This is a genomic window from Francisella persica ATCC VR-331, assembly GCF_001653955.1.
In the GTDB taxonomy this organism is placed as follows: Bacteria; Pseudomonadota; Gammaproteobacteria; order Francisellales; family Francisellaceae; genus Francisella; species Francisella persica.
Map to the genome: position 1 here is coordinate 783,896 of NZ_CP013022.1, position 22,622 is coordinate 806,517.

The window sequence follows — 22,622 nt, forward strand, 5'->3', positions numbered from 1 at the left end:
CTTAATAAAATTCTAAAACTAACAGGTATAAAAAAGCGATTAATTGAATAGCGTGAGTATAAGTAAAAGTTTATATAGTGATTATATTAATAAAATACCAACTAAATTACGCGCTAAATATATAGTAATCCTTTAAACTAAAAATGAGATTATTGCTAAGTTAAAGTCTTTGGTTGCATTAACTAATCAGTAAAATTTATCTAAGATAACTTATCCAGATTTACCTGTTAGTGAGAAAGTTGAACAGATAAAAAAACTTATTAAAGATAATCAAGTTATAGTTGTCGCAGGTGAGATAGGCTCAGGTAAATCAACTCAATTACCTAAAATATGTCTAGATCTTATTTAGGAAAGTGTGGTTTGATAGGGAATACTCATCCTAGAAGACTTGCAGCTAGATCTATAGCTACTAGAATTGCTGCAGAAATTAGTGATCATTCAAAAGTTGCCTATAAAATTCGCTTTAGTGATCAAAGTGATGAAAATACTTTAATAAAGGTAATGACTGATGGCGTATTAATCTCTGAGATAAGAAATGATAGATTTTTGTCACAATATGAAGTAATTATCATAGATTATGATCATGAGAGAAGTTTAAATATTGACTTCTTACTTGGTGGGTGTATAAAGAAGGTTTTACCTTTTAGACCTGATCTTAAGATCATTATAACTTCGGCAACGATTGATTATCACAAGTTTATAACATTTTTTAATAATACTAAAGTTATTACAATCAGTGGTAGAACTTATCCGGTAGAAATCCGTTATCAAAGTGGTGAGGTTTTTAAGGAGTTTCCACTACAGGAAAGAATTTTATATTCTATTCATAAATTTGGTAGCGGTGATGTATTAGTTTTTTACCAACAGAAAGAGATATTTATGAAACTTTAGCTTATCTAAATAAGCAAGATCTTAGATTTACGGAAGTTTTACTTGATTCTCTAGGCTATTAATAAAGATCAAAACAAAATTTTTAACCCTGAGTGCTCTACACGCAGAATTATTTTAGCGACAAATGTAGCCGAGAGATTCTTTGATAGTGCCGCGCATAAAGTATGTTATAGATTCGGGTTTAGCTAGGATAAGTAGATATAGTTATCGCACAAAAGTATAACAATTACCAGTAGAAAAAATCTCTCAAGCAAGTGCTAATCAAAGGGCAGGACGTTGTGGTAGGTTATCTGCAGAGGGATTTGTGTAAGGCTGTATAGCGAAGAAGACTTTAATAATCGTAAAGAATTCACAGATCCTGAAATTTGGCGTACTTAACCTAGCATTAGTTATTTTGCAGATGTTATTTTTGAGATTAGGCAATATCCAAAAATTTCCTTTTATGGATCCTCCAGATTCTAGATTTATTAAAGATGGCTTTAAGCTTTTATTTGAGCTATAAGCAATTTCAGAGCTTAATTATTAAAAGCTTAAAATTACTGATGATGAGATAAAAATGGCAACTATGTCATTAGACCTAAAATTAGCAAAAATAGTTATCAAAGGACATAGAAAAATACTCTTAAAGAGATAGTTTCAATAGTTAGTTTTTTAAAGTATTCAAGACCAGTGTGAGCAACCTTTGAATTTTCAACAAAAGTCTGAAGAAATACATTCGCTTGATAAGGATAAGTCTTCAGATTTTATTGCTATCCTTAATTTAGCAAAAAAGAATTGTCCAATAGAAAGAAAAAAGAATATTTTTAAAAAGAATTTTATTTTACCAATTAAAATTTAATGAGTGGAATAATATTATCAACAAATTATTGAGGTCGTTCATCAGTTTAAGTGGAAGTTATCTTCAAACGAAGAATTAAATTATGAAAATCTCCATAAAGCTATAGCAACGGGTTTTTAAAGTAATATTGGCTATAACTAAGCAGAGTATTTAGGAAGGGGTCTTAATTTTTTATATTTCCTAGATCTCCACAATTTTAAAATAAACCTAAATGGATAATGTCATCTGAAATTATCGAGACAACCAAGATTTATACTCGTAATGTTGCAAAAAAATGAATCGGAGTGGCTAGAGAGCTTGGTAGGACACCTTGTTTAAAAACATTATGATCAACCTTGTTTGGAATAAAAAACGCAGAGCCGTAATAGTAAATGAAAGAGTAACATTGTATGGCTTAGAAATATTTTCAAAAAAAACCAGTACAATATTCGAAGATAAATCCTCAAGATGAACACGAGATTTTTATTACGAATCTTTGATTAATGGTAATTTTGATTATAAGGCATATATCTATCAACAAAATCTTAAGCTTATAAATCAAGTTGAAGATCTTGAAAACAAATCGCGTAGAAGAGATATCTTGGTTGGTGAAGAAATATTGTTTGAGCATTATGATGATTTTATTCCAGATGATGTCTGTGATGGTGTGACTTTTGATAAATGGAAAGACTTTCTCCAAAGAGCCGCAAAATTTTGTTTTTGATATAAAAGTGCTGATGAAACATAATGCAGAAGATATTACACAGCAGAAATTTTCTGATGTTTTGAGTATTGGTGATATACATTTACCGTTAGAGTATTATTTTGATCCATTAGATTAGCTAGATAGTGTAACTGTTATAGTACCTATTGTTTTTCTTAATGATATTAACCTTATAGTAAAATAGAGTGGGGAATGTATGTTTTTTTGTATGATAAGATTGTCGCGCTACTAAAATTGTTACCCAAAAATATCCGCAAAAGCTGTGTACCTATGCCAACATATGCCCAAGCAATATTTAAATAAATAGACTTTGAAGCTGATAAATATAAACCATTACAATCTATTGTTGCAAAACATATTACTCTTATTGGTTGGTTTTGTTGTTGATGAAACTATTTGTCACAATCAAGAGCTAGAAAAACACTTGGTACTAAATATACAAGTTGTTGATGAACAGAGTAAAATTCTAGCTATAGATAAAGACATACATAAGCTAAAACAAAAACTTAAAGACTTAGTGCAGCGACCACAGCTAATAGTTGAAGATAAAGTTTATAATGATTGGCAATTTGGCACTATTGAGCATATACTAGTCAAATAAGGGAACATGGTATAACTATCAAGGTTTATAATTTTGAAGAATATCAAGATGGTATGCGACTGGGATATAAAGAAACTGCAGCTGAAACTAAAGTTTGTATGCAAAATGCTGTGAAAAAGCTGGTTAAATTACGCTTAAAAATTGTTTATTAAAAACAATGATTTAATAAGCTTATCGATGTCATTAAAATTTAATGATTCAAAAGATAGTATTATTAATAAAGCTATTGATTTGAGTTTTTTATACTAAGAATGGAATTCCCATATTGCCAAAAAAAGCTTTGAAGAGTTTTATAGTAGAGGTTTATAGAGTTTTACAGCTAATAAAACTAAGGTTAAACTGTTATTTGCAGAGATAGCTAAAGCAAAAGGGCAACTTGATAGAAAACTTAAAGAAAATAGCAGTTAATTTTATCGAACTTTTTACAGCTGTCAGAAATTAGCTAAATGAGCTTTTTACTGATAATTATTCTAACACAACCTATGCCTTATTTGCAGAGGTATAAGTATTATATTCAAGCTTTAGAAAACCGATTAGATAAGGCTAAACTAAACCTACAAAGAGATATAGCTTACCAGTTAGATGTTGATGAGCTTAAGGCTAAGTTAGTGAAAAAGATTAACGCTAAAGACCTTGCTAGTAATAGTGTAGATGTAATCAAGATTAGTTTGATAACAATGAGTTATGGATATCTTGGTATTTACAAAATGTAAAAACTATTGAATTAGTTTTATATACGAGAAAATTTAGTTTACATAAATGAGATATGGTTAAGATACTTTGGTATAATTAAATCAAAATATCTATTAATTTTTTATTGAATGAAATCTTTATATGATAAAAGAGTACTTAATTTCTTGGTAATAATATTCATCACTATTATTACAGTAAACTGGACTTCTTATATTTTCAAGCAAGATGTTAATTCATACTTTTTAGCTTTTCTTATTTTTTTAAGGTGTTTGGCATCTTTTCTACTTCTTAGAGACTATATGGCAAGTTGGAGAAAATCTACACAAAAGACTTTCTTGCGTAAAGTATTTATTAACCTTCCAGTATTTTTTATAGTTGCATTTATTTTTTATGGTAAAGTTCGATTTGCACTGATATTCTCAGAATTTTTATTCTATGTATTTTTAATAAATTTAGGCGTATATTTTTACTGGCATTTGACTAATAGAAGATTGACTAATAAATCAAAAACAGCTGTAATTTATGGTGCTGGTGCTGCTGGTACAAAAATAGCTCAAGAGCTTGCTTCGGTTGGTTATCGCATAAAGTGTTTTGTTGATGATAATGAAACTTTACAAAAAAGAAGTATAGATGGTAAAAGAATTCTATCTAGTGTACAGCTAAAAAAAATGTTACTTTCCTCAAGGTTTGATTTATTAGTTATTGCCCTACCCAAAAGTGCTAATCAAATTATTAAAAGAATTTATAAAGAATTAGAAAAAGATTTTAGTCAAATTAGAATTATGCCTCCTCTTGAAGATGTGCTCCAAGATGAGAGTTTTATGTCACAGTTAAAGCCTGTTTCAGTCTATGATCTTTTATCTAGGGATTCTAAGAGTTTAGATAAAAAATCTATTTCAAATTTTATCAAGGAAAAGATTATACTTGTCACTGGTGCTGGTGGAAGCATAGGTTCTGAAATAGTTAGACAATGTATTAAATATGGAGCCAAGCAGATAGTTTTATTAGATCATAGTGAATTTAACTTATATAAAATCACGGAAGAGTGTAAAAAATTTGACATTAAGAGTATTTTATGCTCTGTTTGTGATAAAGATTCATTTGCTAATATTTTTGAAAAGTATTCACCAAATATAGTCTTTCACACTGCTGCTTATAAGCATGTCCCTTTGGTTGAGGAAAATATTTCTAGAGCTATTAGAAATAATATTCTAGGTACCCAGAATGCTATAGATCTAGCCATACAAACAGGTGTCGAATCATTTATTCTGATTTCTAGTGATAAAGCAGTGCGCCCAACCAATGTTATGGGAGCTACTAAAAGAGTTTGTGAGCTGTATTTACAAAACGTTGATCCAAAAAATACTAAGCTTGCAGCAGTGCGTTTCGGCAATGTGCTTGGTAGTAGTGGTAGTGTAATTCCAAAGTTTGAAGAGCAAATTAGAAATGGTGGTCCTCTTACTATTACTCATCCTGAGATTACGCGTTATTTTATGTTGATACCAGAGGCTTGTGAACTAGTACTACAAGCTGGTGCTATTGCAAAAAATTCTGAAGTTTTTGTTTTAGATATGGGTCAACCTATCAAAATACTTGATCTTGCTAAGCAGTTTATAAAATTATCAGGCAGAGATGATATTGATATTGAAGTAATAGGCTTACGTCCTGGTGAGAAACTATACGAAGAATTGCTTGTCGACGAAAATGATATTAGCACTGAGTATAAAGATATTTTCATTGGTAGAAGAACATTTTATGATATAAAGATATTAGAAAATAATTTAAAAGAGCTATTTACAGAGGAGCCAGAAGTCCAGGTGGCGTTGCTGAAGAAGATAGTTCCAGAGTTTGATCATAAGTTAAATTAATTTCGCTGGATACGATATAATCCTGTAAGTTCTGATGTCGTTGGGATTAGTTTTTTATTAATGATAAGAGTATCAATAAGTTTATGGTTATTATTTTGGGACATTGTCCATGTACCAAGTAATAGGTAGTTATCGTCTTTACAGTTCGATAACTTTGCCTGTGCTACGATATTTGTTATATCGCTTATGTCCCAGCCTCCCGTAAGAATTCTATCTTGGTATGCTGATAGGAAAAAGTTATATTTTACAGGTTGATCATTTGTGTATAGTACTAAGCACTCTGACTTGGATAGGATATTGCTTATAATAAGTCCTGTTTGCTTTCCTCCGCCTATATTAGCTTGAGCTTTTTCTTGGAAGCTGTATAGTTTAGTGTTACAGGTTAATGATATAAATATAACTATTAATGAAATAATAGTTGCTTTTATTATAAGGCTTGTTGAACTTAAGTTAAATTTACTTTTGTTGGGTTGGTAAATTTTTGTATTGTGCTTATTTTTCAATAATTTTGAAATATATATGCTTAAGGAAGTTATTCCAAACATTTGTACCCACACACTATTTCTATAATCATATGAGAAAGCTAAAAGCCAAACTATAGTACCAATTAGGTATGCTAGAAGCGTTAAGCTTTCGAGTTTTACTATATTTTTTGGACTTTTATATATCGAATAGATGAATAGCACAGGTGTTATAATAAGTATTAGAGTGTTTATAATTAAGTTTAATACCGAAGCCCCTTTTAAAAAAATATAGATTTTATGAGAGAAACTACTATTTTTTGTTAAGTTTATTAGGTACTCTAAGTTACCAGCATAATTGTGTGCATGCTTGTAGAATATAATTAAGAATGAGCTTATAAATATTAATGATCCTAGCGTTGAAATAGAGATAGTTAATAAGCTTCTCTTTGAGAGGTGTTTTATATTTACTGCTATATATGTGATTATAAAAATAAAAAAGAATATACCAGATTGTTTGATAATTATTGAAATGCCAGCAATAATAATAGCCAAACATATGTATATTGTGAATGTGTATTCCTTTTTATTATTTTCAGCTAAATAAAGTAGTAATAGAGAGACGCAGCCAACAAAAGCTATTGGGTAGTCCATGTAGCCACTTGTAGCAGCTGGAGTAATCATATGTGAATAGATCATTATTAGAAATGATACTGCATATATTTTGCTTGTTTTTCTATATATTGACAGTGTCATCAATAATACTATGAGAATTGGATACAGAAGAGAAATTTTTGCTGTGATATTAATTTGAGTTGTACCTTGCAGCTTATATATAAGTGACCAAATAGATGGCAGTAATATAGGGTAGGCTGTATCCATTGGGTAGTATTTGTTTTGTGCTAGTTCTATTGCCCATCTATTCCATGAAACCAAAGCATCCCAATCGATAAAAACTTTAGTATTAAAGCAGTATATTGGTATGATTAATAGTAGTACAATAGTCACTATAGAAAGCTGATATTTAGTAAATCTCATTTTAAACATATATATTAAAGCTATATAAGCGAGTGTTAAAACTATAGCTCTTAGTATATTTGTTGATATTGGCATTACTTTTATATTTAAAAAGATGATAAATAATAACCATGATCCGCTAAAACTAACTATCGTAGATAAAGCTATCTTTATAGCTGAATCGTATCGTTTTAAAAATATGTAACTACAAATTAAAGGAAGGGCAAGCACCGCTAGATAAAAAGCAATGCCAAATAATAAAATCACTTGTTAACTAACCTCTTTTTTGTTAAAAACTATGGTTCCAACAAAACTATAGCTAACTATAAAAAGTATACTTTCTACAAGTATTTTAACTAGCAAAACGTTTAGCCCTGTTGAAGAAGTTATTTTTTCTTGAATTATTACAGATACTACACCACTTAAATATACATATGCTACAAAAAGTATAAAACTGTATTTTTTTGCTACATTTATTTTGAAAACATATTTTTTAGAAGCATTGTACTGAAAAACTATAGATGCTGTCCTAGCTAAGAGGTTTGACCATGAAACACTTGCACCTAGTCCAAATGATATTGAAAATACTAAGAAGTCGATTAAGAAAGTTGCAAAAGAAACAGATACATATCTTAACAAAATAAAGTAAATTCTTAATGAGTCGAACAGTGGATTGAAATGACTTCCTGAATTATTTTCTATGTATATTGTTTGAATATCTGTTTCATAAATATTTATTTTGTCACGTACAGCAATCACAAACTGCTCTGTTTCAAATTCAAATCTATTTGATTTAATGCTAAGACAATCTTTCATGAACTCTCTACTTAAGCCTCTCAAGCCTGTTTGAGTATCTTTGATTTTTTTACCAAGTATGAAAGCATAGATTTTTTTAGAAATAGTATTTCCTAAGTAAGATTTTATAGGGATATCTTTGGTAAATGTTCTACAACCTAGGACAAAATCTTCACCTGTTGAGAGTATCTTTGCGATTTTTAAAGCATCTGTAACGCTGTGTTGGCCATCACTATCTAAAGTTATGCATCCTTTGATATTTGGGTGGTTAACTAGTATTTCATTAAAAGCTGTTTTAAGTGCTGCACCCTTGCCCATATTTATAGCATGCTTGAGAACTAGTACATTCTCAGTTTCCAAAACCTGATCAAAGAATTCTAGCCCATTTTTGCTACCATCATTAATTATAATTATTTTATCACTAGATTTTTCTCTTATTCTTTTGACTAGGTCTACTAGCATATTAGTAGGATTTTTGGAGGGTATTACAAATGCAAACATATCATTGATTTTTTAAAAATATTTTTTTAATTATACTAAGTTTGATCAAATATGAAAAAACAAATTTTTAAAGTGTAGTTTAATTTAATCGAAGTAAAATTTTATTTGCTATAATTATCTCAGTAATGATTAGATTTTATAATAATTAGATGTTTTATAGGGTAGTAAAGAGATTATTGGATGTTTTTTTGTCTTTTATCGGATTAGTGCTGTTAAGTCCGGTTTTTTTGATTATTGTTTTGATGATAAAAAAAGACTCAAAGGGCCCTATACTTTTTAAACAAAAGCGTTATGGCAAAGATAAAAAGTTTTTTTATATATACAAGTTTAGAACAATGTATACAGATACTCCAAAAGATATGCCGACACATTTGTTACAAGATCCATCAGAATGTATAACAAAAGTAGGAAAATGTTTGAGAAAAACTTCTTTGGATGAGTTGCCGCAAATTATAAATATTTTAAAAGGCGAAATGAGTATTGTTGGGCCAAGACCTGCTCTATGGAATCAGGATGATTTAATAGCTGAACGAGATAAATATGGTGCTAATAATGTTCCTGTAGGTTTAACTGGGTGGGCACAAATTAACGGACGCGATGAGCTGCCAATTTCTGATAAGGCTAAGCTTGATGGTGACTATGCTAAATATAAAAGTACATGGTTTGATTTGAAGTGTATTTTCTTAACGGTCTTTTCTGTATTTGCAAAGAATGGTGTTGTTGAAGGTGGAACAGGCTCTCTAGATAAGAAGGAAGATCAGAAATAGTATGAAAAGAGTTTTAATCACTGGCTTAAATAGCTATATTGGTAATTCTTTTGAAATCAAATACAGAAATGAGTTTGCTATCGAAAAAATATCATTAAGAGACAAGTCATGGCAAACTTTAGATTTTTCTAAATATAATACTATATTACATGTTGCAGGTATTGCTCATACATCAAAAGATCCTTCTATGAAAGATAGTTATTATGCCATAAATACAGACTTAACCTTTGAATTAGCAAAGAAAGCTAAAAGCTCTGGTGTGAGACAGTTTGTCTTTATGAGTAGTATAATTGTATATGGTGATAGTGCGCCAATAGGACAGCAAAAAATAATAACAAAAGATACCGAACCTCAACCTGATGATTTTTATGGTGATAGTAAGCTTCAAGCAGAACTTAAATTAAAAACATTAGCATCGAATGGTTTTAAAATTGCTATAGTAAGACCGCCAATGGTATACGGAGAAGGTTCTAAAGGGAACTATCCTAAGCTTGTTAAACTTGCAAGATATGCTTTTATCTTTCCTCAAATAAATAACCAAAGAAGTGTTATACATATTAATAACCTTACTAGAGAATTGAAAGATATTATAAGTAATAATCAAGATGATATCTTTTTACCTCAAGATGCTAAGTATTTTTGCACATCTGAGTTTGTTAAAGAGTATAGGCAAAATTTATTTAAAAAAACCTATCTGACAAAATTATTTAACCCAATAATTAGGTTAATAGCTACCAAGATAGGGTTTTTGAATAAAGTTTTTGGTAATATGGTATATAAGAAATAGCAAGTTTGTAATTCTCTTGGTTTGTGGAAAATTACTTTTTAAAGTAATATAATTTTGAGAGGTAATGATTGTTTGCTTATTGCGATACATACTATAGGAGATGTTGTGATAAACTTGGTACTTTGTGGTGGTAGTGGTACTAGGCTTTGGCCTATTAGCAGAAAGCTATTGCCAAAGCAGTTTGTGAAAATGTTTAGTGATAAGTCATTATTTCAGTTAACTGTAGAGAGAAATTCCACTTTATGCAGTTTAACGATGGTAGTTTCTAACGAAGGACAGTTGTTTTTAGCAAAAGATCAGTTAGATGAGCTTGGTATTTTAGATAAAAGTATTTTTCTCGAAGAACCAGTTGGTAGAGATACTGCTCCTGCAATTGCTCTTGCATGTATGAAGTTAGATCCACAGGAAATTGTATTTGTTACACCATCTGATCATGTTATTAATGTTGATGACGGGTACAGAAGTATATTGGTTCAGGCTAAGAGATTAGCTAGTGAGGGGTTCCTTGTCACGTTTGGTGTAACACCAACTTTTGCCAATACTGGTTTTGGTTATATTAAATCTTCAGGTGACTTTGATGTTGGGAGCTTTCATGAGAAGCCTAATGCTGATACAGCAGAGAAGTTTTTAGCAGATGGATCTTATTATTGGAATTCTGGAATGTTTATGTTTAAGGCTGGAGTCTTCTTAGAAGAGTTAAAAAAACACTCACTAGAAATATATGCAGCGTGTGTTGAGGTTTATGATAAAAGTGACTTGAAAAATTCAGATGCTATAAAATATGATGATATGATGAGTATTCCAGCTAAGTCTATAGACTATGCGGTGATGGAAAAATCTGATAGGATAAAAATGGTCGTCGCTGACATTGTCTGGAATGATGTAGGTAGCTTTGACTCTCTTTTTGATCAACTTCCTAAAGATAGCAATAATAATACAATAAATAGCAACCATATTAGTATTGATAGTAAAAATAATCTAATCCATAGTGAGAATGGTTCTAAGAAAGTTGCTACTATTGGAGTAGAAGACTTAATAGTTGTTGATAGTGGAGATGCTCTTCTTATTGCTAAAAAAGGGAGTTCACAACGAGTAAAAGAAGTTGTAGAGCTTTTAAGTGATGAATTGAAAAATATTCACTTAAAAGCACATAGACCATGGGGTACATATACTGTTTTGGAAGATACTCCAGGTTACAAAATTAAAAAAATAGAAGTCAAACCAGGCAAAAGATTGTCTTTGCAGAAGCACTATCACCGTAGCGAACATTGGATAGTAGTATCAGGTACTGCTACAGTTACTAAGGGGGATCAAGAATTTATCGTTAGACCTAATGAATCTGTGTATATTCGTATGGGAGAGGTGCATAGACTAGCAAATAATGGCAAGATTCCAGTGGTCTTAATTGAGGCGCAAGTTGGTGAATATACTGGTGAAGATGATATTGTTAGACTTGAAGATGATTTTAATAGAATTTAATAAAGTAAATAATAAGGGTTACAAATGAAAAAAGTAGCATTAATAACAGGTATTACTGGTCAAGATGGTTCCTATTTAGCAGAGTTTTTATTAAAGAAAGACTATATAGTTCATGGTATCAAAAGAAGAAGTTCGCTCTTTAATACAGATAGAATAGATCATCTTTATCAAGATCCTCATTTTGAAAATAGAAATCTAATTCTACACTATGGTGATATGACGGACTCTATGAATTTAACTAAAATTATAGCAGATACGCAACCATATGAGATCTATAATCTAGCGGCTATGAGTCACGTACATGTTTCATTCGAGACTCCTGAATATGTTGCTAATGCTGATGGTACTGGTACGCTTAGAATTCTTGAGGCTGTTAGACTTCTTGGTTTAGAGAAAAAAACTAAAATTTATCAAGCAAGTACTTCTGAACTTTATGGTAAGGTTCAAGCAATTCCACAAAGCGAAACTACTCCATTCTATCCAAGATCACCTTACGCAGTTGCTAAGATGTATGCTTTTTGGATAACTGTAAACTATAGAGAGGCGTATGGTATGTATGCTTGTAACGGTATTTTATTTAACCATGAGTCTCCAGTTCGTGGTGAGACTTTCGTAACTAGAAAGATTACAAGAGCAGCATCTAAGATAGCTCTAAATCTTCAAGATAAACTATATCTAGGTAATCTAGATGCGAAAAGAGATTGGGGTCATGCAAAAGATTATGTAAGAATGATGTGGATGATTCTTCAGGCTGATCAGCCTGAAGATTGGGTTATTGCTACTGGTCAAACAACTACAGTTAGAGATTTTGTTAAGTTATCATTTGCTTATGCTGGTATTAACCTAAGATTTGAAAATGAAGGTATTGATGAGATTGGTGTGGTTGATTCTGTAGACTTATCTAGAGCTGAGGAATTAGGGGTTAATTTATCGCATTTGTCAGAAGGTCAGGTAGTAGTTTGTGTTGATCCTAGATACTTTAGACCGACTGAAGTGGACTTATTATTAGGAGATCCTACAAAGGCTGAGCAAAAATTAGGCTGGAATAGGGAGTATGACCTAAGAGATCTTGTTAATGATATGATGGAAAGTGATCTTAAGTTAATGACAAAAGATGTTTATTTAAAAGAAGGTGGCTATAAAATTATGAGCTATTTTGAGTAAGGAATTATTAGAGATGCATGAAGATAGCAAAATATATGTAGCTGGTCACAGAGGCTTGGTTGGTTCTGCTATTGTTAAGAATCTTCAGTCTAAAGGCTATACTAATTTGGTACTAAAAACTCATGCTGAACTTGATTTAACAAATCAAAAAGTTGTTGAAGATTTTTTTAGTGCTGAAAAACCTGAATATGTAATTCTTGCCGCTGCTAAGGTTGGTGGGATTGTTGCAAATAATACTTATAGAGCAGAGTTTATTTATGATAATATTCAGATTCAAAATAATGTTATTCACCAAAGCTATGTAAATGGAGTTAAGAAGCTTCTATTTTTAGGCAGTACATGTATTTATCCTAAAGAAGCCTCTCAGCCAATGCAGGAAGATTGCTTACTAACTAGCCCATTAGAATATACCAATGAGCCGTATGCTATTGCTAAGATTGCGGGTATAAAAATGTGTGAAAGCTATAATTTACAGTATGGTACAAACTTTATATCTGTGATGCCGACTAACTTATATGGACCAAATGATAACTTTGATCTTGAAAAATCGCATGTTTTACCAGCTTTGATTAGAAAAATACATCTTGCTAAACTTCTTAATGAAGGGAAAATAGAAGATGTGTTAAAAGATTTAGCTATAGACTCTATTGAGCAGGCTAAGCAATACCTGTCTAAATTTGGTATAAGCAAAAGTTCTGTGGAGATATGGGGTACAGGTAAGCCAAGAAGAGAGTTTTTATATTCTGAAGATATGGCAGATGCTTGTGTGTTTTTACTTGAGAATAGAGATTTTAAAGATACTTACTCTAATGATTCAAAAGAAATAAGAAACACTCATATTAATATTGGTACTGGTATTGATATCTCTATTAGAGAATTGGCTGAACTTATCAAAAAAAATATTGGGTTTGATGGTGAGCTTAAATTTAATACTGTTAAGCCAGATGGTACTATGGTTAAACTTACAGATCCATCTAAGCTTCACTCTCTAGGATGGAAGCATAAAGTTGATCTTGAAGATGGTATCAGAAGGATATATGATTGGTATCTGGCAAAGTCATAGTTTTACATTTTGAACATCGAGTAGAGTTATGTTGTCTATAAATATCTCTTTGATTGAAATTTAGTGGCTCTACTCGTATACTATCTATTAGATACTGAAGTGTGTTCTTATTAGGATAATTTATGAAAGGAATAATATTAGCTGGTGGTAGTGGTACTAGGCTATATCCAATTACAAAAGGCGTAAGTAAGCAACTAACACCTATATACGATAAGCCACTTATATATTACCCTCTGTCTGTGTTGATGCTAGCAGGATTAAGGGATATCTTAGTAATTACAACAGAACAAGACCAACCTAGTTTTAAAAATCTTTTAGGAGATGGTTCTGATTTAGGTATTAATCTTAAATATATAGTACAGCCTTGTCCTGATGGACTTGCTCAAGCTTTTATATTAGCAGAAGAGTTTTTGGAAGGTGATTCAGCTTGTCTTGTGCTAGGTGATAATATTTTTTATGGGCATGGTTTACCAAAAATGTTCGCTAAAAGTATTCAAGATGTAGAAAAAGAGAATTGTGCTAGCATCTTTGGTTATTATGTAGATGATCCTGAAAGATATGGAGTTGCTGATTTTGATGCAGAAGGAAGTGTTGTAAGTATCGAAGAAAAACCAAAAAAACCAAAATCCAATTATGCAGTCGTAGGGCTATATTTCTATCCTAATGATGTTGTGGAGAAAGCTAAGCAGGTACAGCCATCAGAGAGAGGAGAGCTAGAGATTTCAACGCTTAATCAGATGTATTTGGATGAAGTACGCCTAAAAGTTAAGACTATGGGTAGAGGGTATGCATGGTTAGACACTGGTACGCATGAAAGTATGCTTGCTGCTAGTAATTTCATTCAAACTATAGAAGATAGACAAGGATTAAAAGTTGCATGCCTTGAAGAAATTGCTTATGAAATGGGCTATATTTCTAAAGAACAGCTTCTAAAGTTAGCACAGCCATTGAAGAAAAATCAATATGGTCAATATTTGATCAAAAGAGCTAAAGAAAGAGTGGTGCCACGATGAAATTTACTCGTGCAGATATTGAGGATGTTATCATCTGTGAACCGGCTGTACATGGCGATCACAGGGGATACTTTGTTGAAACTTTTCGCGAAGATAAACTGTTTGATTTCTTAGGTTATAATATTAATTTTTGCCAGGATAATGAGTCAAAAAGTTCTTATGGTGTGCTTAGAGGATTGCATTATCAACTGCCACCTCATTCACAGACAAAGCTCGTAAGAGTTATACAAGGTAGTGTACTTGATGTTGCTGTGGATATTCGTAATGGTAGTCCTACATTTGGTCAGTATGTTGCTGTAGAGCTAAGTGCTGAGAATAAAAAGCAGGTACTAGTCCCTAGAGGTTTCGCTCATGGTTTTGTTGTTTTAGAGGATGATACTATATTTGCTTATAAGGTTGATAGCTACTATTCGCCTGATTGTGATAGAGGGATAGCTTTTGATGATAATTATATTGCTATAGATTGGCAAGTACCATCATCTGAACTGAAACTTTCTGTAAAAGATAAGGTTCAGCCAAAACTAGCTCAAGCAAGCGATTTGTTTGAATATGGTGCGAATTATTATTAATTTTTTTTTTAATTGGTGATTAGTTATTAGTACCAATTAACTAGTGCACTACTAGCTAATAACATAATAACTGTAAAAATAAGAATATATGAGAATATTAGTAACAGGTAGTAGTGGCCAACTTGGATCCGAATTAAAAGAATTAGTTCAAAATTCAAAATTCAAAATTCAAAATTACATATTTGTGTTCACGGATAGTAAGTTATTGGATATTACTAATCATGAAGCGATTGAGAAGTTTATAAAAGACAATAATATAAAAATTATTATTAATTGTGCTGCTTATACAGCTGTCGATAAGGCAGAGTCTAATATGGAAATGGCTGATAAGATAAATCATTTAGCAGTTGTAAATATATCTAGAATTGCTAAAAACTACAATATTAAGCTTATACATATATCTACGGATTATGTTTTCAATGGTGAGAACTTTAAACCATATATAGAGACAGATACTACGAATCCACAAGGCATATATGGAGCTACTAAGTTAGCAAGTGAAAAAGCTATCCAAAGCATAAACCCAAAAAACACCATCATTATTAGAACATCTTGGGTTTATTCATACTATGGGACTAATTTCGTAAAGACAATGATGCATTTAGGTAGTGAAAGAGAATCTTTAGGTGTAATCTTTGATCAAGTAGGTACGCCTACTTATGCTAGGGATTTGGCTAGTGCTATATTACAAATATTGCCTAAGCTTAATAATCAAGATGTTGAAGTTTATAATTACTCCAATGAAGGTGTAGCAAGTTGGTATGATTTTGCTAGAGAGATTATGAGGATTGCAAAATTAAACTGCAAAGTTAACCCCATTGAGACTGTAGACTATCCAACTCAGGCAAAACGCCCCCACTATAGTGTGCTTAATAAAAACAAAATAAAACAAGATTTTGATATCACAATACCATACTGGAAAGATTCCCTACAAGATTGTATAAAGAGATTACAAAAGGATTTATGAAAATGTATAAAGCAAAAAACATATTAGTAACAGGGGCAGCAGGTTTTATAGGTAGTAATTATGTGCGTATGATGTTATCACGTTACAATGATATTAAGATAGTATCTTATGACAAAATTACTTATGCAGGTAGCTTAGATAATTTAAGAGGTTTAGCAAATGAGCATAATCACACTTTTATCAAAGGCGATATTTGTGATGAGGCATTAGTTTATAAAACTCTAAAAAATCATAGTATTGATACTATAGTGCATTTTGCAGCGGAATCACATGTTGATAATTCCATTGTTAACCCTAAAGTGTTTTTAGAAACAAATGTGATAGGGACTTTTATACTTTTAAACTGTGCCAAAAGATATTGGCTAGATGAATTGGGTTTAGATGAAAATAGTTGTAGATTTCATCATGTATCTACTGATGAGGTGTATGGAACACTAGCAAAATATGAACCAGCATTTAACGAGACAAAGGCGTATGAGCCAAATTCACCATATTCTGCATCTAAAGCAGGTTCTAATCATATTGCTAGAGCATATTATCATACCTATAAGCTACCTGTAACAATTTCTAATTGTTCAAATAATTACGGGCCATATCAGCATCCAGAGAAGCTAATACCAGTTGTAATTAATAGTTGTATAAATCAAAAACCCATTCCAGTATATGGAGACGGCTCAAATATTCGTGATTGGTTATACGTGGTGGACCATTGTGATGCTATTCAGACAGTTGTGGCAAAAGGTGTAGTAGGTGAGGTTTATAATATTGGTGGTATAAATGAAGTTGATAATCTCACACTTATAAACACTATATGTAAGCTAATGGATGAATACAAGCCACGAAATGCTCCACATAGTAGATTAATCTCATTTGTTGAAGATAGGAAAGGCCATGACTGGCGATATGCTATAGATAATGGTAAAATTCAAAATGAGCTAGGATGGAAGCCATCACAAGATTTTGAGAGAATGTTTAAAGAGACTATTGAGTTTTATATAGGTGAAATAAATACTGTAGTAAGTACAAAGGTTTGTAAAATGTTTAATAAAAAGAGTATATAATGTTTAATAATAAGATTATATTAATAACAGGTGGTACAGGTAGCTTTGGTAAAAAATATACAGAAATTCTTTTATCTGAGTATAATCCTAAGAAAATAATTATTTATAGTAGAGATGAACTAAAGCAATTTGAAATGTCTCAAGTTTATGACGCACCGTGTATGAGATATTTTATTGGAGATGTAAGAGATCCTGAGAGACTCAAAGAAGCAATGCAAAGTGTTGATTATGTGATACATGCCGCTGCTCAGAAGCAGGTTCCAGCAGCTGAGTACAATCCTATGGAATGTATAAAAACAAACATACATGGTGCTGAAAATGTCATAAAAGCAGCGCTATCAAATAATGTTGAAAAAGTAATTGCTTTATCTACTGACAAAGCAGCAAATCCTATTAACTTATATGGAGCAACTAAATTAGCATCAGATAAGCTTTTCGTAGCAGCTAATAATATGGTTGGTGCAAGAAAAACTCGATTCTCAGTCGTTCGTTATGGAAACGTGCTTGGTAGTAGGGGCTCTGTGATTCCTTATTTTCAGAAGTTAATATCAGAAGGTGTAAAAGAGCTTCCGATTACGCATGAGAAGATGACTCGTTTCCTGATTACTTTGGAGGAAGGGGTTAGGTTTGTGCTGAAGAACTTTGAGAGAATGCAAGGTGGTGAAATATTTGTACCAAAAATTCCGTCTATGTATATGACAGAATTGGCAAAAGCAATGGCTCCTGATTTATCGTTGAAAATTATTGGTATTAGGCCAGGAGAAAAATTGCATGAGATTATGTGTCCTTCTGATGATTCCCATTTAACACTGGAGTTTGATGATCATTATGTACTTTGCCCTACGATTCAGTTTGCATATAAAACTAATTTTCTTGAGAATGCTATTGGTGAGAAAGGAAAATTTGTTGAACAAGGTTTTGAGTATAATTCGGGTAACAATACCGAGTGGTTAACTAAAGAATCATTTTTGGAAATGATGTCAAGGATGTGATTATGGATTTTATCCCCTATGGAAGACAAAATATATCTGCTGAAGATATAGAAGCAGTGGTAGAGGCTTTGAAGTCTGATTTTTTAACTCAAGGTCCAGCTGTGATTAGGTTTGAAGAGTCTGTTGCAAAGTATTGTAATGTTAAGTATACCTTTGCTGTAGCAAATGCAACGTGTGCATTGCATTTGGCATATTTGGCACTAGATGTTGGTAAGGGTGATGTTATCTGGATATCTCCAAATACTTTTTTATCTACCGCAAATGCTGCTTTGATTTGTGGAGCTGATGTCGATTTTGTAGATATTTGTTCAAAAACATATAATATGTCTGTTGATGCATTGGAAAAAAAACTTATAGAGGCAAAAACAATAGGAAAGCTTCCTAAGGTTGTTACTCCCGTGCATTTTGCAGGGCAGTCGTGTGATATGCAAAGGATTTATGAATTATCAAAAGAGTATGACTTTGCAATTGTGGAAGATGCTGCGCACGCTATTGGTGGTAGATATATTGATAAACCGATAGGGTCATGCCAGTACTCAGATATTACAATTTTTAGCTTTCATCCAGTCAAAATAATTACTACAGCTGAGGGAGGGATGCTAACTACAAATTGTTATAAGTTAGCACAAAAGATCAGTTTACTACGTACACATGGTATGACTAGGGATAAGTCTTTGATGATTAATGAGGTAGAGGGGCCTTGGTACTATGAGATGATAGACCTTGGTTATAATTATCGTATTACAGATATTCAGTGTGCTTTGGGCTTATCTCAGATGTCTAGACTTGATGAGTTTGTTGCAAGGAGACATGTTGTAATGGATAAGTACAAAGAGTTGATGTCAGATTGTAAAGAAGTTATTCTTCCTCATCAGTTTGAAAAAAGCTATTCTGGGCTACATTTATTTCCAGTGGTTGTTCCAGCAAATAAGAGAAGAAAAGTTTTTGAATACTTGAGAGATAATGGTGTTGGTGTTAATGTGCATTATATTCCAGTATATCTGCAACCATTTTATCAAAAGTTAGGCTTTAAGCAGGGATATTGTAAAAATGCTGAATCATACTATTATGGTGCAATAAGTCTACCTATGTATCCTGATTTGACATGTGATCAAATTAAGTTTATCTGTGATAAACTAAGGTATGTTTTAAAATGAGACTTGCTGTAATACCAGCTCGTGGAAGCAGTAAAAGAATTCCTCGTAAAAATATTAAGCACTTTGATGGAAAGCCTATTATTGCTCACTCAATACAAGCACTGTTAGATTCCAAAGTATTTGATAGGGTTATTGTATCCACAGATGATGCTGAAATTGCTGAAGTTGCTAAGCAATACAGTGCAGAGGTGCCATTTATGAGGCCAAGCAATATTTCAGACGATTTTGCAACAACTGGTGATGTGATTAAGCATGCGGTTGAATGGTATTATTCCAAAGGTGAGTGTGTTGAAACTGTATGCTGCTTATATGCGACTGCACCATTTATAAAAAGTCAAGATTTAATTGATTCTGTTGGAATTTTGGAGACAGGTGATACCGAGTGTGTATTTTCTGCAACTGAATTTAGTTATCCAATATTTAGATCATTTGCACTAGATCAACAGTTACGCCCAAAAATGTTTTGGCCAGAAAACTTTACAAAAAGGTCACAGGATCTACAGGTAGCCTATCATGATGCTGGGATGTTTTATATTGCAAAACCAAGTATTTTCATTGAACAAAAACCTTTATTTTCAGATTACTCAAAAGCTTATTTAATTCCACATTACAGGGTGCAGGATATAGATACTTTAGAAGACTGGAAAAGAGTGGAATTGATGTATGGAGCATTAAAAAGTTCTGGAGAAATTTAATGAAAGTCATAATCAGAGCGGATTCATCATCTAATATAGGTACCGGACACATTATGAGAGATCTTGTATTAGCGACTCAGTTCAGCGATGTAACCTTTGTCACGAGAGATCTACCTGGGAATATTAATTTTAAGATTAATGATGAGGGGTATAAACTAGAGATTATTAGCGATAATAGTGTTGTAGAGTTTGAAAAAGTTGTTAATAAAATTTCTCCTGATCTAGTGGTTATAGATAATTATGATATTGATTATTTTTTCGAGAAAATTCTTAAAGACAAGTATCCTAATGTATTACTAATGGTTTTAGATGATACTTATGAAAGACATTATTGTGATATTCTTTTAAACCATAATATTGGTGCTGATGAAAAAAAGTATAAAAACTTAGTTCCTAAAAACTGTGAGCTCTGCTGTGGATCTAAATATACTCTTTTAAGACAAGAGTTTTATGACTATAAGGCAAAACCAAAACAAAAAAATCAAATTCCTAAGATATTTGTTGCAATGGGGGGAGCAGACCATAGTAATATAAATATTTCCATTTTAGAAGTCATAGAAGAGATTGGTGGCGTATATGTAAATCTAGTAACAACAGTTGCCAATAAAAACTTAGATGAATTGAGAGAGTATTGTCGAGATAAGAAATGGATTAATTTACATATTAACTCTACTGAAATAGCAAGATTAATGCATGAAAGTAATTTCGCTATTGTAACACCAAGTGTTACGGTTAATGAAATCTATTTTATGCAATTACCACTGATAGCCATTAAAACAGCTAAAAATCAGAGTGATATTTTCGAATATTTGATTAAGAATGGTTATGATGCAGTTGATGGTCTTAATACTGGACTGTTGAAAAAGTATATAGAAAGACATAAGCAAAATGTAATTGTGGGTTATGATCTTCAAGATTTTGTAGATTTGTCACAAGATGATAGCTTAAAAATTTTATCATGGCGTAATGATCCAACCGTTCGTAATAATATGTATAATACAGAAAAAATATCTGTAGAAGATCATTTGAAGTTTGTTAATAGCTTGTTTGCTTGTACTAATAAAAAATATTTCTTAGTTAGAGAATATGGCCATGATATTGGTGTTATTGATTTTACTCAAATCATACATGGTGACAGTCTTCATATGGGTTTGTATGCGAAGCCGAATGTAAATGGTGCTGGCAAGATTCTAATGAATGCTGTTGTTGAATACGCTTTCAAGATTTTAAAAGTTAAAAAAATATTTGCTGAAGTTTTTGAGTTTAATAATAGAGCCTATAACCTATATTTGAGATACGGTTTTAAAAAAATAGGCGATAAAGAAGTTAATAATAAAAAAGTAATTTGTATGGTGTTTGAAAAATGAAGATAGGTAGTTTTGATTTAAAGAGAGATGGTGTTTTTATAATTGCAGAGTTAAGTGCAAACCATGGTGGTAAAATTAAAATAGCAAAAGAATCAATTAAAGCCGCTAAAGATATTGGTGCAAATGCTATTAAACTGCAAACATATACTGCAGACACATTAACATTAGACTGTGGCAAAGATGATTTTATAATCAAAGGTGGTACACTATGGGATTCACAGAAATTATATAATCTTTATCAAGAGGCATTTTTACCTTGGGAGTGGCATGAGGAGTTATTTAGATATGCTAGAGAGATTGGTATAGATATTTTTTCTTCGCCTTTTGATAAGGCAGCTGTTGACTTTCTAGAGCAGTTCAAACCAACCGCATACAAAATAGCATCTTTTGAGATTACTGACTATGAACTTATTAAGTATACAGCTTCAAAAGGTAAGCCAGTTATAATATCAACAGGTATAGCAACTATTGATGAGATTCAGGATGTAGTCAATATTTGTAGGGATGTTGGAAATAATAATATTGTACTTCTAAAATGTACGAGTGCATATCCAGCTAAACTAGAAGATGCAAATCTGGCAATGATTCCTAGTTTAGCCGATACTTTTGGTGTGGTAGCTGGATTTTCTGATCACACATTAGGCTCTACAGCACCTGTAGTTGCAACAACACTTGGTGCAAAAGTTATTGAGAAACACTTTATCCTTGATAAATCTATTGGTGGTGCAGACACTGACTTTTCCTTGGATAGGGATGAGTTCGCTCAAATGATAACTGAAGTAAGAAATGCTGAGAAATTGTATGGTAAAGTAGACTATACACTTACTGAGAATAAAAAGAAAAGTAGGCAGTTTGCTAGAAGCTTATATGTGGTAAAGGATATCAAGAAAGGTGAAGTTTTTACAGAAGAAAATGTTCGCAGTATAAGACCTGGATATGGAATGCATCCTAAGTATTTAAATGATATATTGGGTAAGACTGCAGAAAGAGATTATAAATTTGGAGACAGGTTTGAAAAATGAATTAAACTTAATGTGGAATATTATGTACTATTATTTAGTAGAATGTTTTTCAATGTGATTTAAAGTTGACTAAAGTAATAGCTATGAGTTTTCTAGATAGGTATATTTTCATTAATTAGTAGTCAATATTTAGTTTATAAGTTTAAGTCAT

At 31.8% G+C, this 22,622-nt stretch carries 17 protein-coding genes and 1 pseudogene; 16 read left to right on the top strand and 2 right to left on the bottom strand.

Translation table 11 applies throughout. The features are described from left to right. Positions 1 to 58: 58 nt before the first annotated feature. Positions 59 to 3,854 (top strand): annotated as a pseudogene (gene hrpA, locus FSC845_RS10040) (ATP-dependent RNA helicase HrpA). Beyond that, the gene (locus tag FSC845_RS03595) at positions 3,855 to 5,594 is read left to right on the top strand and encodes a polysaccharide biosynthesis protein (RefSeq protein WP_064460762.1); all 1,740 of its coding nucleotides are present in this window, start codon (positions 3,855 to 3,857) and stop codon (positions 5,592 to 5,594) included. It abuts the pseudogene before it with no gap. On the opposite strand, the gene FSC845_RS03600 is transcribed toward FSC845_RS03595, so the two are convergent. Further along, the gene (locus FSC845_RS03600) at positions 5,591 to 7,093 is read right to left on the bottom strand and encodes a hypothetical protein (protein ID WP_144416469.1); all 1,503 of its coding nucleotides are present in this window, start codon (positions 7,091 to 7,093) and stop codon (positions 5,591 to 5,593) included. The two genes, FSC845_RS03595 and FSC845_RS03600, sit on opposite strands and share 4 nt — an antisense overlap. Before the next feature lie 249 nt (positions 7,094 to 7,342). Beyond that, positions 7,343 to 8,368 (bottom strand): glycosyltransferase, encoded by a 1,026-nt coding sequence (locus tag FSC845_RS03605; RefSeq protein ID WP_064460764.1) that lies wholly within the window; start codon positions 8,366 to 8,368, stop codon positions 7,343 to 7,345. 149 nt (positions 8,369 to 8,517) lie between these two features. Between FSC845_RS03605 and FSC845_RS03610 the strand changes: the two genes are divergently transcribed. From FSC845_RS03610 to pseI, 14 genes are all read left to right on the top strand, one after another. Further along, positions 8,518 to 9,135, top strand: coding sequence for a sugar transferase (locus FSC845_RS03610; RefSeq protein WP_064460765.1), 618 nt, complete (start codon positions 8,518 to 8,520; stop codon positions 9,133 to 9,135). A 1-nt stretch (position 9,136) separates the two neighbouring features. After that, positions 9,137 to 9,922: an NAD-dependent epimerase/dehydratase family protein gene (locus FSC845_RS03615; RefSeq protein WP_064460766.1), complete on the top strand. Its 786-nt coding sequence runs from the start codon at positions 9,137 to 9,139 to the stop codon at positions 9,920 to 9,922. Positions 9,923 to 10,027: 105 nt separating this feature from the next. Further along, entirely contained in the window at positions 10,028 to 11,401 is a 1,374-nt protein-coding gene (locus tag FSC845_RS03620; protein WP_064461723.1) for a mannose-1-phosphate guanylyltransferase/mannose-6-phosphate isomerase, read from the top strand. A 24-nt stretch (positions 11,402 to 11,425) separates the two neighbouring features. Continuing rightward, on the top strand, positions 11,426 to 12,565 hold the full coding sequence (gene gmd / locus FSC845_RS03625) for a GDP-mannose 4,6-dehydratase (protein ID WP_064460767.1): 1,140 nt from the start codon (positions 11,426 to 11,428) through the stop codon (positions 12,563 to 12,565). Between the two features lie 13 nt (positions 12,566 to 12,578). Then, positions 12,579 to 13,628, top strand: coding sequence for a GDP-L-fucose synthase family protein (locus FSC845_RS03630; protein ID WP_064460768.1), 1,050 nt, complete (start codon positions 12,579 to 12,581; stop codon positions 13,626 to 13,628). Positions 13,629 to 13,750: 122 nt separating this feature from the next. Then, positions 13,751 to 14,641: a glucose-1-phosphate thymidylyltransferase RfbA gene (gene rfbA / locus FSC845_RS03635; RefSeq protein ID WP_064460769.1), complete on the top strand. Its 891-nt coding sequence runs from the start codon at positions 13,751 to 13,753 to the stop codon at positions 14,639 to 14,641. Next, entirely contained in the window at positions 14,638 to 15,210 is a 573-nt protein-coding gene (gene rfbC / locus FSC845_RS03640) for a dTDP-4-dehydrorhamnose 3,5-epimerase (protein ID WP_064460770.1), read from the top strand. The genes rfbA and rfbC overlap by 4 nt, the downstream gene beginning before the upstream one ends. A gap of 88 nt (positions 15,211 to 15,298) precedes the next feature. Beyond that, positions 15,299 to 16,177, top strand: coding sequence for a dTDP-4-dehydrorhamnose reductase (gene rfbD, locus FSC845_RS03645; protein ID WP_064460771.1), 879 nt, complete (start codon positions 15,299 to 15,301; stop codon positions 16,175 to 16,177). Between the two features lie 2 nt (positions 16,178 to 16,179). Beyond that, positions 16,180 to 17,238 (top strand): dTDP-glucose 4,6-dehydratase, encoded by a 1,059-nt coding sequence (rfbB, locus tag FSC845_RS03650; RefSeq protein WP_064460772.1) that lies wholly within the window; start codon positions 16,180 to 16,182, stop codon positions 17,236 to 17,238. Next, positions 17,238 to 18,230, top strand: coding sequence for a UDP-N-acetylglucosamine 4,6-dehydratase (inverting) (gene pseB, locus FSC845_RS03655; RefSeq protein WP_064460773.1), 993 nt, complete (start codon positions 17,238 to 17,240; stop codon positions 18,228 to 18,230). The genes rfbB and pseB overlap by 1 nt, the downstream gene beginning before the upstream one ends. 2 nt (positions 18,231 to 18,232) lie before the next feature. Further along, on the top strand, positions 18,233 to 19,387 hold the full coding sequence (gene pseC / locus FSC845_RS03660) for a UDP-4-amino-4,6-dideoxy-N-acetyl-beta-L-altrosamine transaminase (protein ID WP_064460774.1): 1,155 nt from the start codon (positions 18,233 to 18,235) through the stop codon (positions 19,385 to 19,387). Beyond that, positions 19,384 to 20,082, top strand: a complete 699-nt coding sequence (gene pseF / locus FSC845_RS03665) for a pseudaminic acid cytidylyltransferase (protein WP_064460775.1) — start codon at positions 19,384 to 19,386, stop codon at positions 20,080 to 20,082. Before pseC ends, pseF begins: the two co-directional genes overlap by 4 nt. Next, positions 20,082 to 21,449 (top strand): UDP-2,4-diacetamido-2,4,6-trideoxy-beta-L-altropyranose hydrolase, encoded by a 1,368-nt coding sequence (gene pseG, locus FSC845_RS08105; protein ID WP_064460776.1) that lies wholly within the window; start codon positions 20,082 to 20,084, stop codon positions 21,447 to 21,449. The genes pseF and pseG overlap by 1 nt, the downstream gene beginning before the upstream one ends. After that, entirely contained in the window at positions 21,446 to 22,471 is a 1,026-nt protein-coding gene (pseI, locus tag FSC845_RS03675; protein WP_064460777.1) for a pseudaminic acid synthase, read from the top strand. The genes pseG and pseI overlap by 4 nt, the downstream gene beginning before the upstream one ends. Positions 22,472 to 22,622 lie beyond the last annotated feature (151 nt).

Bases quoted from the DNA above. Each gene is read 5' to 3' on its own strand.
- rfbB (WP_064460772.1), top strand. From the start codon at position 16,180: ATGTATAAAGCAAAAAACATATTAGTAACAGGGGCAGCAGGTTTTATA.
- rfbD (WP_064460771.1), top strand. From the start codon at position 15,299: ATGAGAATATTAGTAACAGGTAGTAGTGGCCAACTTGGATCCGAATTA.
- FSC845_RS03595 (WP_064460762.1), top strand. From the start codon at position 3,855: ATGAAATCTTTATATGATAAAAGAGTACTTAATTTCTTGGTAATAATA.
- pseB (WP_064460773.1), top strand. From the start codon at position 17,238: ATGTTTAATAATAAGATTATATTAATAACAGGTGGTACAGGTAGCTTT.
- rfbA (WP_064460769.1), top strand. From the start codon at position 13,751: ATGAAAGGAATAATATTAGCTGGTGGTAGTGGTACTAGGCTATATCCA.
- pseF (WP_064460775.1), top strand. From the start codon at position 19,384: ATGAGACTTGCTGTAATACCAGCTCGTGGAAGCAGTAAAAGAATTCCT.
- FSC845_RS03600 (WP_144416469.1), bottom strand. From the start codon at position 7,093: ATGAGATTTACTAAATATCAGCTTTCTATAGTGACTATTGTACTACTA.
- FSC845_RS03630 (WP_064460768.1), top strand. From the start codon at position 12,579: ATGCATGAAGATAGCAAAATATATGTAGCTGGTCACAGAGGCTTGGTT.
- pseG (WP_064460776.1), top strand. From the start codon at position 20,082: ATGAAAGTCATAATCAGAGCGGATTCATCATCTAATATAGGTACCGGA.
- FSC845_RS03610 (WP_064460765.1), top strand. From the start codon at position 8,518: ATGTTTTATAGGGTAGTAAAGAGATTATTGGATGTTTTTTTGTCTTTT.
- FSC845_RS03615 (WP_064460766.1), top strand. From the start codon at position 9,137: ATGAAAAGAGTTTTAATCACTGGCTTAAATAGCTATATTGGTAATTCT.
- pseC (WP_064460774.1), top strand. From the start codon at position 18,233: ATGGATTTTATCCCCTATGGAAGACAAAATATATCTGCTGAAGATATA.
- rfbC (WP_064460770.1), top strand. From the start codon at position 14,638: ATGAAATTTACTCGTGCAGATATTGAGGATGTTATCATCTGTGAACCG.
- gmd (WP_064460767.1), top strand. From the start codon at position 11,426: ATGAAAAAAGTAGCATTAATAACAGGTATTACTGGTCAAGATGGTTCC.
- FSC845_RS03605 (WP_064460764.1), bottom strand. From the start codon at position 8,368: ATGTTTGCATTTGTAATACCCTCCAAAAATCCTACTAATATGCTAGTA.
- pseI (WP_064460777.1), top strand. From the start codon at position 21,446: ATGAAGATAGGTAGTTTTGATTTAAAGAGAGATGGTGTTTTTATAATT.